Annotated in this window: 12 protein-coding genes; 7 read left to right on the top strand and 5 right to left on the bottom strand. The window is 47.6% G+C overall.

What is annotated here, in order from left to right:
* Window positions 1-39: 39 nt before the first annotated feature.
* A complete protein-coding gene (locus TCA2_RS20430) occupies window positions 40-276 on the bottom strand; it encodes a MerR family transcriptional regulator (protein WP_047913497.1) in 237 nt (78 codons plus the stop codon).
* A 315-nt stretch (window positions 277-591) separates the two neighbouring features.
* Here TCA2_RS20430 and TCA2_RS20425 point away from each other — a divergent pair, with 315 nt between their 5' ends.
* From TCA2_RS20425 to TCA2_RS20410, 4 genes are all read left to right on the top strand, one after another.
* Complete coding sequence (locus tag TCA2_RS20425) at window positions 592-2,190, top strand: flavin monoamine oxidase family protein (protein WP_047913451.1); 1,599 nt, start codon at window positions 592-594, stop codon at window positions 2,188-2,190.
* 92 nt (window positions 2,191-2,282) lie between these two features.
* Window positions 2,283-2,864, top strand: coding sequence for a RidA family protein (locus tag TCA2_RS20420; RefSeq protein WP_337999912.1), 582 nt, complete (start codon window positions 2,283-2,285; stop codon window positions 2,862-2,864).
* A 27-nt stretch (window positions 2,865-2,891) separates the two neighbouring features.
* Window positions 2,892-3,080, top strand: coding sequence for a twin-arginine translocase TatA/TatE family subunit (locus tag TCA2_RS20415; RefSeq protein ID WP_047913450.1), 189 nt, complete (start codon window positions 2,892-2,894; stop codon window positions 3,078-3,080).
* Window positions 3,081-3,240: 160 nt separating this feature from the next.
* A complete protein-coding gene (locus TCA2_RS20410; RefSeq protein WP_047913449.1) occupies window positions 3,241-4,587 on the top strand; it encodes an LLM class flavin-dependent oxidoreductase in 1,347 nt (448 codons plus the stop codon).
* A gap of 166 nt (window positions 4,588-4,753) precedes the next feature.
* Here the strand turns inward: TCA2_RS20410 and TCA2_RS20405 are convergent, their stop codons facing one another.
* From TCA2_RS20405 to TCA2_RS20390, 4 genes are all read right to left on the bottom strand, one after another.
* On the bottom strand, window positions 4,754-5,503 hold the full coding sequence (locus TCA2_RS20405) for an amino acid ABC transporter ATP-binding protein (protein WP_081872695.1): 750 nt from the start codon (window positions 5,501-5,503) through the stop codon (window positions 4,754-4,756).
* Window positions 5,504-5,522: 19 nt separating this feature from the next.
* Complete coding sequence (locus tag TCA2_RS20400; RefSeq protein WP_047913447.1) at window positions 5,523-6,182, bottom strand: amino acid ABC transporter permease; 660 nt, start codon at window positions 6,180-6,182, stop codon at window positions 5,523-5,525.
* A gap of 115 nt (window positions 6,183-6,297) precedes the next feature.
* Complete coding sequence (locus TCA2_RS20395; RefSeq protein ID WP_090726409.1) at window positions 6,298-7,041, bottom strand: amino acid ABC transporter substrate-binding protein; 744 nt, start codon at window positions 7,039-7,041, stop codon at window positions 6,298-6,300.
* Window positions 7,042-7,348: 307 nt separating this feature from the next.
* The gene (locus tag TCA2_RS20390; protein ID WP_047913445.1) at window positions 7,349-9,916 is read right to left on the bottom strand and encodes a rhamnogalacturonan lyase; all 2,568 of its coding nucleotides are present in this window, start codon (window positions 9,914-9,916) and stop codon (window positions 7,349-7,351) included.
* A gap of 205 nt (window positions 9,917-10,121) precedes the next feature.
* Between TCA2_RS20390 and lpxC the strand changes: the two genes are divergently transcribed.
* The 3 genes from lpxC to lpxA are packed head-to-tail and all read left to right on the top strand — an operon-like array spanning window position 10,122 to window position 12,809.
* Window positions 10,122-10,988, top strand: a complete 867-nt coding sequence (gene lpxC / locus TCA2_RS20385; protein ID WP_052512247.1) for a UDP-3-O-acyl-N-acetylglucosamine deacetylase — start codon at window positions 10,122-10,124, stop codon at window positions 10,986-10,988.
* Complete coding sequence (gene lpxD / locus TCA2_RS20380) at window positions 10,972-12,003, top strand: UDP-3-O-(3-hydroxymyristoyl)glucosamine N-acyltransferase (RefSeq protein ID WP_047913444.1); 1,032 nt, start codon at window positions 10,972-10,974, stop codon at window positions 12,001-12,003. Before lpxC ends, lpxD begins: the two co-directional genes overlap by 17 nt.
* Before the next feature lie 2 nt (window positions 12,004-12,005).
* Window positions 12,006-12,809: an acyl-ACP--UDP-N-acetylglucosamine O-acyltransferase gene (lpxA, locus tag TCA2_RS20375; RefSeq protein ID WP_047913443.1), complete on the top strand. Its 804-nt coding sequence runs from the start codon at window positions 12,006-12,008 to the stop codon at window positions 12,807-12,809.
* The last annotated feature ends 58 nt before the right edge of the window (window positions 12,810-12,867 follow it).

Below are 12,867 nucleotides of genomic sequence, written 5' to 3'. Positions count from 1 at the left end.
GCAAAAAGCGGTTGCAAAATCTGCGATCTTGCCGAAATGTTATATCACGCTGCTCTGCCGCCGATTCTTAGCCTTAAGTTCGTAGGTATTATATCCCTCCTTTAGCTTGCGATGAATTTCTTGTATTTTCTTTACATCCTCAAATGAATATCTTCGACTTCCCCCTTTCGTTCGTGCTGGAAAGACAAGCTGCTTCTCCTCATAATAACGAATTTGCCTCTCCGATAACCCCGTCAATTCTTTCACCATGCCAATGCTCATAATTTGATCATTCATCACAAACACCCCTAATGTTAGAATACTTGCCATATTACTGGAGTATCTTCTCCTGAAACTATGTTTGATGAACAGATTTAGCAGGGTATTTAGCTGTCGATGATAGTAACTATCGTTATGGCAACAATTTTAAGGATTTTCCGAACAAAATTCAATAGATTGAAGCAAATTGATAAGAAATTAATCGATTCGAAGTTACTATCACAAAAAAAGTGTGTTAGATTTCCTTACAAAAATTGAGACAATAGAGCTTCTTGTCTGCTAATATCTTCTCCACAAAGGTTCTTAATACGCACAAAGGAGATGAAGTATAGTATGAGCAATGCTGAACAGCCTCAGGACATGACAAGAAGACAATTCCTATCGACAGTTGGCAAGGTCGGGGGTTCTCTTGCCGTCTTCAGTCTAATGGGCAATTTGGGTCTTCTCTCTCCAGAAACGATGAAAGCTCAGGATTATACGCCTCCCGGGAAGAACGATCTTGCGCTGAGCAATCGAAACGGCAAGAAGATTATTATCCTGGGTGCCGGCATCGCAGGATTAACCGCGGCCTATGAGCTTGGCAAAGCCGGATATCAGTGTACCGTGCTGGAAGCGAAGCCTTTTGCGGGCGGCCGGAATTGGAGCATTCGCAAAGGAACCACGAATCAGGAAATCGGCGGAACACGGCAATACTCCCAATTCGGCAGCGATCTGTATTTCAATGCAGGACCGATGCGGATTCCCCAGTTTCATTCCACTCTCGAATATTGCAGGGAGTTCAATATCCCGATTGAGCCCTTCAACAATGTGAACGACAGCGGCTATTATTACAATGAGAATGTGGGGGCACTCTCCGGACAAAGAATTACCAAGCGTGCAGCCAAAGCCGATGTGCGCGGTTATGTCTCCGAAATGCTCGCCAAGGCTGTCAATCAGTCTGCTCTTGATCTCCCTATTACCCCAGAGGAGAAAGAAAAGCTGGTTGAATATCTCCGGCGGGAAGGGGATTTGAATGCCGACCTGTTCTACCGCGGCTCTTCCCGCGGCGGATATAAGGAAGAGCCGGGCAGCCGCCTGGATGCAGGCGTTGTAAGAGATCCGTTTGATCTCACAGCCATTCTTCAATCCGGATTCGGTAATTATTTCAGCAATGAATATGGTTATGACCAGCAAATGATGATGTTCCATCCTGTCGGCGGTATGGATATGATCGTGAAGGGATTTGAGAAGCGTCTTGGCAACCGGGTCAAGCTGAATGCTCCTGTTACCGAGATACGGCAATCCGGGGATGGCGTGCGGGTTCGCTTTACCCAGAACAAAAAGGAACAGGAAATAATCGGAGATTATTGTATCTGTACGATTCCCCTCTCCGTTCTTCGAACGATTCCAGGTGACTTCTCTCCATCCATGAAAAGTGCAATTCAGAACGCAAGATACGCATCTGCGGGTAAGATCGGCCTGCAATTCAAACGCAGGTTCTGGGAAGAGGATGAGCTGCTCTTCGGCGGCAACAGCCTCACCAATATGGACATCACCCAAATCTATTATCCTCCTACAGACTACTTTGGCAAGAAGGGCATCCTGCTCGGCTATTATGCAACCGGAGCAAATGCGGACAAGCTGGGCAGTATGAGCTACATAGAACGGGAACGGCATGCACTGAATCAAGGAGCCAAGATCCATCCTCAATACAAGACAGAATTCGAGAATTCGTTCTCCATCGACTGGAAAAAAATTAAATATCAAGAAGGTGCCTGGGTATCCTATAATGCCGAGGAGCGTGCAGGAATGTACAAGACCCTCTGCCAGCCGGACAACCGAATCTATCTTGCAGGAGATCATATCAGCCATATCGTAGCTTGGCAGGCCGGGGCCATTGATTCCGCAAGAGCTGTTGTTAAAGATATTCATCAACGTGTCATGAAGGCTTAATGCATACGGGATAGCCTACAGTTATCACAGAATAGATTGGCAATAGTGTATTTCAATCCAGGTATATGAATGTCCAGAGGAGGCAGAAGTTTATGATGAACAAAAAAATAAAAAGTTTAACGCTCGCAGCTATACTCATGGCAAGCTTAAGTGCAACCGCTTATGCAGCAGATAAAGCCCCTATCGAAGTTCAGGGAACCGTATCGGTGCCTGAGCCCGCCCCAATACAAGCCGCAGCACCTGATAATGGTACTGTCTTCTATGGTAATCCAAGCTCTAGTATTTCGGGTGGTGTCGTTGTACCGGAAGGGGCTGCCTATCTGTACACGAGCGGCACAGTTCCACCTGTACTGAATAAAGAAGGTAAGACCATCTATGAGCGATATGGAGATACCAAGACTCAGGCGGCCGGTGTTCTGGCATCCATTGAGAAGCAGCTTAAGGATCAGGGTCTCTCTATGAAGGATGTTGTCTATCTCCGCGCCTACTTGACGGCGGACGCCGCGAAGGAAGGCATATTCGATTATGCAGGCTGGAATGAAGCTTATGGCGAATTTTTTAACAACGAAAAAAATCCAGTCAAGCCCGCTCGCTCCACTGTTGGTGTGGCCAGTCTCGTAAGCTCTGATTGGCTGATCGAAATTGAGGCTGTCGCTGTATTTCCCAAAAAATAATCAATTACTACATGAGGAGGACATCTTATGTTCCAGAATATAGGAATAACCGGAATCATTATGATTCTGGTACTGGTCCTGATCTTATTCGGACCTTCCAGATTGCCTGAGCTTGGACGCGCCGTAGGTCGGACCTTGTTCGAGTTCAAATCTTCTGCTCGTGATCTCGTCGGTGATAGTAAGGATGAGGATGAATCGTCACCGAACAAAAAGTAGTTGCTAAATTTTGGATTCCTATGTTATTATGCTTTTAATAAATTTATAACTATTCCAGTCGGAATATACTACATTCAACCGGACAGCCGGAGATCATTCTTTTCTATTTAGGAAAGAGTCTGATCTTCGGTTTTTTTTGGTTGTCAGGAGGAGGCAAAGTATGTCCAAGAGAGAAATGAAGCTAGGCGCCTTTCTGATGGTTCCAGGTCATCATGTGGCTGCATGGCGCCATCCCGATGCAGATGTGAATGGTGTGCTGAACTTATCGTTCTACAAGGAGCTTGCTCAAACCGCTGAGCGGGGTAAATTCGATATGGTGTTTCTGGCAGACAGTCTTGCCGCAAAAGGAAATAAATCAATAGAAGGCCGGGCGGTGAATGCAACATTTGAGCCGCTGACCTTACTATCTGCTCTCTCTGCAGTTACAGATCGTATTGGACTGGCAGCCACCGTCTCCACCACCTACAACGAGCCTTACCATGTTGCCCGCAAGTTTGCCTCCCTGGATCATCTCAGCAATGGCCGGGCAGGCTGGAATGTGGTGACCTCCGGCAGTGAAATTGAAGCGCTGAACTTTGGGAAAGAGAATCATCTGCTCCATGAGCTGAGATATGATCGTGCCAAAGAATTTGTAGATGTCGTATCCGGATTGTGGGATACCTGGGATGACGATGCGGTTGTTAAGGATAAAGAATCGGGCGTGTTCTCCGCTCCTGATAAGATCCGCGCCCTCGATCACAAGGGAGAATGGTTTCAGGTGCAGGGACCGCTGAATATCTCCCGCCCTCCGCAGGGCAACCCTGTCATCATTCAAGCCGGAGCTTCGGAATCTGGCCGGGATTTTGCCGCACAGTACGCGGAGGCGATCTTTACCGCCTGGCAGACATTTGATGAAGCGAAGCAGTTTTACACAGATGTAAAAGGCCGGCTGCAGCACTATGGCAGAATGGCCGAGGATGTAAAAATCATGCCGGGCGTGTTCCCTATCATCGGAAGAACCGAAGAAGAAGCTGATGAACTAGAATCCAAGCTGAAAGAGCTGATTCATCCTACAGTCGGTGTAGCACTGTTATCAGGTCTGATCAGCTACGACCTCTCCCCTTATCCTGTAGATGGTCCCCTGCCTGAACTTCCTGATCTCTCGCAAATCAATGGTCAGAAGAGCCGCTTCCTTCTTCTCAAAGACATCGCTGACCGCGAAGGCTACACGATCCGCCAGTTGTACCAGCACATCGCCGGTGCACGCGGACATTGGAGCATCAAGGGAACGCCCGTTCAGATTGCGGATCAGCTGGAAGCTTGGTTCAATGGCGGTGCTGCTGACGGATTTAATGTGATGGCCCCGTATCTGCCTGGAGGCTTAACCGACTTTGTCGATCTCGTCGTACCTGAGCTTCAGCGTAGAAATTTATTTCGGAAGGAGTATACCGGAAGTACACTGCGGGAGCATTTGGGTCTGAGAAGACCTGTCTCAACCGGCACACAGCAGCCCCTCCAGCATTCTTAACTGTATAGCATATATGTCGGCATTTATCCTCTTCACGTTCCCCCGTATCCCCTCTCATACAAAAATAACCTTTGCTCGCCAGAGCAAAGGTTATTGGCTGTTTAGGAATTTTTGCATAGTGACTCGATGCAAAATTCCAGTTTATATCACTTTAGCTTACAGCAAGCTACTCACTACGCATAAGAAATGCCTTCGTCCGTTCAAGCTGCGGATTCCCGAAGATTTGCTCGGGTGTACCCGCCTCGGCAATCTCACCTTGATCCATGAATATAACACGGTCCGCGACATCTCTCGCGAAATTCATCTCATGCGTAACGATGATCATGGTCATGTTCTCATCGGCCAGCTTGCGGATAACCCGCAGTACTTCTCCCGTGAGCTCGGGATCAAGCGCCGATGTCGGCTCATCGAACAGGAGAATCTCGGGATTCATCATGAGTGCCCGAGCGATGGCAACACGCTGCTTCTGACCACCGGACAGGCTAGCCGGATACACATTCGCTTTATCTGATAAACCGACCTTAGCGAGCAGGTCTGCCACCCGCGGTTTAATGGCCGCTGCATTCTCCTTCTTGACCATTTTGGGAGCAAGCTCCAGATTTCCTTGAACCGTGAGATGCGGAAACAGATTGAAGTGCTGAAATACCATTCCCATTCGGGAGGTAATTCTTTTGATTTCAGGTGCACTCACATATTTGCCTTCGCTCACGAGTGACTCTCCCCCGATGCGTATCGTTCCGCCATTCACCGATTCGAGGTTAACCAGGCTGCGAAGCATTGTACTCTTGCCTGAGCCTGACGGCCCGATCACTGCGATAACTTCGCCTGGCTTTACATCAAAATCCACTTTTTTTAATACCTGCAAATCTCCAAACGATTTTTGCAGATTCACGACTTCTATCATATTGGTCATCACGCGACATTCCTTTTAAAGTTTATTCAAACCGAAACCGCTTCTCCAGCGCTTTAAAGAAGAGAGTAAGTACAAGCGTCATTAACAGGTAGACAACAGCTGCCACGGCAAAAGGCATAATGGTTGCATCCCGATTGACTGCGGTCTGTGCAAAGTGCAATACCTCGGGAACAGCAACGGCATAGAGAAGCGCGGTGTCCTTGACCAGGGTTATAGATTCATTCGCTGTGGAGGGAAGCACCACTCGAATCATCTGGGGCAGAATAACTCTGATCATTGTCTGCCATTTGCTTAAGCCAAGCACCTGTGAAGCTTCATACTGACCTTTATCAATCGACAGCAGACCGCCTCTGAAGATCTCTGCAAAATACGCAGCATAATTCAGTACAAAGGCAATTCCGGCCGCAACGCCGCGATCCAGTACCAGATACTCTCCGACCACCGGAAGCATCGGCAGGCCGTAACAGAAGAACAGCAGCTGAAGCAGCAGCGGCGTGCCGCGCATGACGTAAATATAGCTGTGCGCAATTGCGGACACCGGCTTAAATCGGCTGTTTGCCATTAAAGTAATGCCAAAGCCGAGCGGTATAGATAATATAATGGCTGTAAAAAATAACAGCACGGTCGTTCTTGCCCCTTCCAGCATGGGCAGAGTAATACTCCACAAATATTCTAAACTCATCGTTATCTTCGACTCCTACAATCCGGATTATGGATTCATGATTCCATTCATTGAAGTAAAAGAAACCGGGATAAACCATCACCCGGTTTCCAGCATATCATCTTTTTATTATTGCCTAGTTTAATACTTTGTCCTCTCCAAACCATTTCTCGGAGATGCTGGCCGCTGTTCCATCTTCACTCAGCTCGTCAAGAGCACTTTGCAGCTCATTCAGAAGCGCTTCGTTTCCTTTTTTCACACCGATTCCGTATTCTTCAGGAGCCAGTGATTCATCCAGCAGCTTGTAAGTCCCTTCTTCTAGAGACATGTAATACTTCGCAACGACCTCGTCTATAATAACAGCATCCAATCTGCCGCTCTTCAGATCACTTAGAGCAAGTACATTATCCGGGAACTCGGATACCGTACCAACCTTCTCGTTAATCGGGTGTGCACTCAGCGCATCCGATGCAGAAGAGAGCTTCTGCAATCCGATATTCTTACCTTCAAGCTCTTCCAATGAAGCAAGTGGTGAATCTGCAAGCACAACAGCGACCTGACTGTTTGACATATAAGGCTTCGTGAACAGCACCTTCTCTTTGCGCTCATCAGTAATGGTATAACCATTCCAGATCAGATCAATGCGTCCGCTGCTCAGCTCCGATTCCTTGGAAGACCAATCAATCGGCTGGAACTCTACTTCCTTGCCCATCTTCTCGGCCGCTGCTGCTGCATAATCAATATCAAATCCGACAATGTTATTACTCTCATCACGGAATCCCATCGGTGCAAACTTATCATCAATCCCGATGACGAGTGTATTCTCATCCTGTCCGCTTGTTGAGCAGGCGCTCAATACAAGAACGAACATACTTATCATAAGTAACCATGCTGACTTTTTCACGAGTTTCCCTCCACTAGATGTATATTAAATATAGAATAAATTGCATCCATTTCCAAACGCTTTAGTCCGCTACCATATTAGCAGAATGAAAACATCATAACATAGGATGAGAGATTACGCCACTGCAATGATGAAATTTGTTGAAATCTGTTGAAATGGGGCCGAGATTGGGATAGACAGATCATTGATCCAAGGATTACATCCACATAAAAAACAACCCCATGAATTGCGGATAGACACTGTTGTCCATCCCGATCCATGGGGTATCCTTATATTCACTACCTTATTTCTGCTTCCATTCATCCAACAACAGCTCGGCATGATGAGTCAGGTTCAGCCTTGCCCGCTCGCTAATCTTGTCCTTGCCGCCTCGCTTGTCCAGCTCTGCCATATATTTTTCCAGGAAGGAAGATGCTTGCTTATAAGCTCCTTTATTATAATGATGCACTGCTTGTTCTAGCGTATTGGCCAGCTGCTTCACTACAGCTCCTGACAAATCTCCTTCTTCTGCATATTGATCATGTAATTGCTCCAGCACAGGCAGCAGCCCGGCAATGGATAGATTCGGAAGCTTCACCTGAGCAAAATCCATATCGGACGCAAAATAGTAACTTGTATACACCGGCTGATTATAGCCCGTATTCTGCGTAGCTACACCTGCACGATATTGCGGATCATGCAGCAGGGTGTGCAGCTTGTGACTTGTCACTTCCGTATTGGAATAAATACGGATTGCGCTGCTATCTGCCGTACGGACTAACATCTCTTCCCGCCAATCTCCAAAGACATCCGCCACAAGGGACGGCGTGCCCTTCGTATGATTATTTGTACGGGTTCCTTCTGCAGTCAGCACCGTTCCTTTTTTCCAATCATCAATGGTCGGCGTATTCTCTAATGAGCCGTTTATGAGCTGGGTCGTCATATCCTTGGACCATTTGATGCTCATGTTGGTACCCGGGGCCGTGTCACTAATCTTCTGACCCGCTGCTGTATACAATCCGACAGCCCATGTTTCAAGTCCCGGATGATCCGGATCTACATCTCCAATCATGCCGCGTCCGGTATCACGTCCGGTATAAGCGCCGTAGATAACCTCACCTGTCCTCGCATCTCTAAGCGCATATCCATAGGGAGCATAGGCCCCGCCTTCATGCACCATATACACTTCAAGACCTTCGCGAGCTGGATCAATATTAGCAACATGCAGTGCATCTCCATGTCCCAAGCCTGCTACAGCCCCAGGATTGGCGCTTTGCGGCGGCATCACAGATGACGAATTCGACAAGACAGAACCATCATGATCAATGGTAGCCGAGCCATATACAATCTCCTGCTTGCCGTCACCATCTACATCCGCTACGCTGAGTGAATGGGCTCCTTGCGTTGTAATCTGCCCGTACTCAGGATCTGTACCTGCTCTACCATGCGGACCATCTCTGAACGGATTCGTCATCGGTGTCCATCCACTATCTACGTACCAGTACTCATTCAGCTTCTCTCCATCCCAGCTGTAAGAGACCAGTGTTGTCCGGGTATAGTAGCCTCTCGCAAATACTGCATAGGGCTGTTCTCCGTCCAAATAAGCTACGCCGGACAGAAATCGATCCACCCGGTTCCCCGGCTCGATCCGGTTCATCGCGTAATCTCCCCAGCGCAGTCCGTCATCATACCGCCCCGGCTTGTAACGTATGGTCTCAAGCTCTTCTCCGCTCTCTCCTTCAAATACGCTTAAATACTCGGGACCCGATAATATAAATCCTTCAAATTGCCGGAATTTATTCCGATTGGCATCCTTGGAAGGAGCAAATACGTCCATGAAATGATCAGCTAGATGCCCCGCATCCTCCCGGGATAAAGGATAATCATAAGCTGGAGCAATTCCGAAGGCTTCCTCCAGTGTTTGCGGCCAGCTTCCATCCTTAACCTCCTCATATTCATGCCAGTTCATGAACATCTCGACAATATGCTCATAGTAGCCCTCAGCGCTAAGTCTATAATCATCCTCATTAGAGTAGCCTGCAGCAAGGTCTTCCTTCAGCATCGTAATATGCCGCTCAGATATGACATCCCCTTGGTCATTATAACGAAGAGTCTTGGTACCCGGGGCAGTCTTGAACATGAGCTCGGCTCTGCCATCCCCATCGAAGTCATATACAAGGAACTGAGTATAATGGGCTCCCGACCGAATATTGACACCAAGATCTATACGATACAGCAGTCTGCCTTCATAAGTATAAGCGTCAATATAAGTGTTGCCTGTATAGCCGACTTGGGACACGTCCTTCGCATTACTCGGCTCCCATTTTACAAAATACTCTAGCTTGCCGTCTCCATCCACGTCTCCTACACTCATGTCGTTAGCTGAATAGGTGTAGGCCTCCCCTGCCGGTGTAATACCGTCCTGCGGCTTCTGGAGTGGAAGATCATAATAAGAATTCCCCCACGGTATAACGGCCTCACTCTGATCGACTTCTTCGCCTTTCACAACGGCAGATACGTAATAGCTGGAATCTGTCTCTCCCGCTGGATCCAGATAATTCGTACTGTCCGTCACTTGGGCAATTCTTTTACCATCCCGGTATATGTTGAAGTCCGTACCCGTAAGCCCCGTTTCATTACTGCCGGTTGCCTCGTTAGCAAGCAGTCTCCAGCTTAGAAATACACCGTTATTGGCAGGTACAGCGATAAGCCCGCGATCCAGATATTCCATTTGAATACGCCTGTCCATGTCCGGTTTCCCCTTCCTGCTTATATCATTAGCTGCAGATGCAATTCCTCCTGTAGTGATCAAGATCACACTTATGCCCGTCACAGCGATCTTTTGGAACAGTCCCATACTGAAATATGCCATCTTAACACCTCTTCATCCTATAGTGATCAGCCACCCCAAATTATAGACATGCCCTTCCCGTACCACCATTCAAATAACAGAGTTTATTGTTCAAAAATCAGTGTTTCTCTTATTTCCAAATCTCTCAATTGTTGCAGAAAAGTCACAACATATTTACCAATATTCGTGAATTAATCTATAATATTCTAATAGAAAGGAGGATGTAATGGAGTATCAGCGCACACTTGCCCAACCTATTGAACTGAACAGCATAACCCTGCACAGCGGAATTCCGGCATCCATGACCCTACATCCTGCTCCAGCAGACAGTGGAATTCGCTTCAGACGAGCGGATCTATCCCCTGGCGAGATCATCTGCGCCGTGCCGTATAATGTATCATCGACCGATCGGTGCACACAGCTCGCTAATGAACGTCACTATTCTATTTCGATGGTCGAGCATGTCATGTCAGCCCTTCGCGGCATGGGAGTTGATAATGCGATTATTGAAGCAGATGGTGAAGAGATCCCCGTCCTCGATGGCAGCTCTGTAATGATCAGCGACAGGATCGCCGAGACCGGGCTCGTAGAGCAGCATGCCCCCAAGAAATACATGCGCTTAACCAAAGCCGTCCGAGTACAGATCGGCCGTTCGTATCTGGAAGCCATTCCTGCTGAAGAGATAGCCTATGAGATCCAGTTTACGAACGATCATGAGCTGCCCTTTTTGACGAATCAAACTGCTTATTTTAACCCTGCCATCCATGATTATCGAAGCGAAATTTCTCCGGCACGCACCTTCGGATATGAACAAGAAGTAAACCTGCTGAGAAGCAAAGGCCTAATCCAAGGCGCATCCATGGACAACGCAGTACTCATCGGTAACGACCGAATTATGTCAGACCTTCGATACCCGGACGAATTTGCCCGCCATAAGCTGCTCGATGTGATGGGTGATCTGGCACTGGCACCTCCTGTTCTAGCCCAGGTTAGAGGCGTGCGGACTTCCCACCGTCTAAACACTCTTTTGGCACGGGAGATCATGAACAATCTGTATTCACAAGGAGATAGCAAAGATGGAGTACAAGCTTAAAGTCATTGCACAGGAACTGAACGGAGAGTTAATCGGTGACGGAGAAGTGACCCTACATAGCATCGCTTCCTTATCCAGTGCAGAGAGTGGACAAATCACTTATGTAACGGAGAAAAATATAAGCAAATTAATAGACTGCCGAGCCTCAGCCATCGTGGTTCCCGAGAAGATTACCGATGTGCACCTGCCTGTGATCCGGGTAAAAAACCCCCGGCTTGCCTTTATTCATGTCATGAACATGTTTCTACAGGAGACTAGAGCAAACGGTCTTATCTCTTCTTCGATGGTCGATTGTTCACTCCAAGCCGGGGAGGGCACACAGATTGATGAAGGTACCGTTGTCAAAGAGAACGTATCGATCGGTGAGGGAACACGGATCTCCTCGAATTGTTTTATTGGGGATCATGTTACGATTGGAGATCATTGCTTCATTCATCCTCATGTCACGATTCTGAGAGATACCTGTATCGGGAGCAACGTCATTATTCATTCCGGTGCCGTTATTGGCTCTGATGGATTCGGTTACGAGTGGGATGGGCAGCAGCATGTAAAAATTCCTCATGTCGGCAATGTTGTCATTCATGATGATGTCGAGATCGGTGCCAATACTACGATAGACCGCGGAACAATCGACCCCACTATTATTGAAAGGGGAACGAAGATCGACAATCTGGTCCAGATTGCTCATAACGTTCACATCGGCAAACACTGTATTATCGCAGGTACAACTGCAATTGCAGGTTCAGCTTCCATCGGGGATCATGTCGTGCTGGCCGGTGGATCTGCAGTCGTGGGTCACCTCACCATCGGGGCTCACTCCACGATCTTGGGCAAGTCTAACATTACGAAGAATGTACCTGCACAATCCCTCATTTCGGGCTACTATGCCCGTCCCCACCATGAACAACTGAGAAAGCAAGCCGCTATTGAACGTCTTCCGCATACATTGAAGAGATTCAGCACGCAGTTAGACTCCTTAGAGAAGAGCATAAAGAAGCTGACGAAGGAGGAATAACCATGTCTCTCCCTACTACAACGGTTCATCCTACTGCGATCATTCATCCTACCGCTGTTATTGGAGATCAAGTCGAGATCGGCCCTTATTGCATCATTGAGGAACACGTAAGGATAGGAAATGGATGTACCATTGAAAGTCATGTGCGAATCGGTTCGAATACTACACTGGGTGAACACAATCATGTATACCAGGGTGCTATTATCGGCTCTCCTCCCCAGGATCTTAAATATAACGGAGAGAAAACACAGCTGATCATCGGGGATCATAATACAATTCGAGAGTATGCAACGATAGCCAAAGGAACAGGCTCCGGCGGCGGAGTCACACGGGTAGGGAATCATAATTTTATAATGAACTATGTTCATGTTGCACATGATGCGGTCCTGGGAAATCATATCGTCATTTCCAACAGTGTGCAGATTGCAGGTCATGTGGAGATCGAAGATGAGGTTACACTTGGGGGCTTGGTTGGTGTTCATCAATACTGCAAGATTGGCGCATATTCCATGATTGGTGTCGGGAGCTGTGTCACTCAAGATATTGTCCCCTATTCACTTGCGAGCGGCGATCATGCCAGAATCTACGGCATCAACCTCATCGGTTTAAGACGCAAAGGCATGTCGGGGGATGACATTCGAATGATCAAGCAGATACATTCCCTCCTGTTCCGTAAGAACCTGACGCTGGCCCTTGCAGAGGATGCCATTGATCATTTGCCTCAGAGCGTGTTTAAAGAACACACCATTGCGTTCTTGAAGAAATCCAACAGAGGAATCGCAAGAATAGGAACGCGTCCTATGTAAAACTATTGTAGAGGTCTAACAGAAAAAACGCGATGTGTCGCGTTTTTCTGTATAGCCT

The sequence above is a fragment of the Paenibacillus sp. TCA20 genome (assembly GCF_000732325.1).
Lineage (GTDB): Bacteria > Bacillota > Bacilli > Paenibacillales > Paenibacillaceae > Paenibacillus > Paenibacillus urinalis.
This window is presented reverse-complemented; position numbering and strand designations above follow the sequence as displayed.

What these genes read in the sequence shown, in the direction of transcription:
- TCA2_RS20415 (WP_047913450.1), top strand. Translation starts at nt 2,892, where the DNA reads ATGTTCCAGAATATAGGAATAACCGGAATCATTATGATTCTGGTACTG.
- TCA2_RS20425 (WP_047913451.1), top strand. Translation starts at nt 592, where the DNA reads ATGAGCAATGCTGAACAGCCTCAGGACATGACAAGAAGACAATTCCTA.
- lpxD (WP_047913444.1), top strand. Translation starts at nt 10,972, where the DNA reads ATGGAGTACAAGCTTAAAGTCATTGCACAGGAACTGAACGGAGAGTTA.
- TCA2_RS20395 (WP_090726409.1), bottom strand. Translation starts at nt 7,041, where the DNA reads ATGATAAGTATGTTCGTTCTTGTATTGAGCGCCTGCTCAACAAGCGGA.
- TCA2_RS20400 (WP_047913447.1), bottom strand. Translation starts at nt 6,182, where the DNA reads ATGAGTTTAGAATATTTGTGGAGTATTACTCTGCCCATGCTGGAAGGG.
- TCA2_RS20430 (WP_047913497.1), bottom strand. Translation starts at nt 276, where the DNA reads ATGAATGATCAAATTATGAGCATTGGCATGGTGAAAGAATTGACGGGG.
- lpxA (WP_047913443.1), top strand. Translation starts at nt 12,006, where the DNA reads ATGTCTCTCCCTACTACAACGGTTCATCCTACTGCGATCATTCATCCT.
- TCA2_RS20390 (WP_047913445.1), bottom strand. Translation starts at nt 9,916, where the DNA reads ATGGCATATTTCAGTATGGGACTGTTCCAAAAGATCGCTGTGACGGGC.
- TCA2_RS20410 (WP_047913449.1), top strand. Translation starts at nt 3,241, where the DNA reads ATGTCCAAGAGAGAAATGAAGCTAGGCGCCTTTCTGATGGTTCCAGGT.
- lpxC (WP_052512247.1), top strand. Translation starts at nt 10,122, where the DNA reads ATGGAGTATCAGCGCACACTTGCCCAACCTATTGAACTGAACAGCATA.
- TCA2_RS20420 (WP_337999912.1), top strand. Translation starts at nt 2,283, where the DNA reads ATGATGAACAAAAAAATAAAAAGTTTAACGCTCGCAGCTATACTCATG.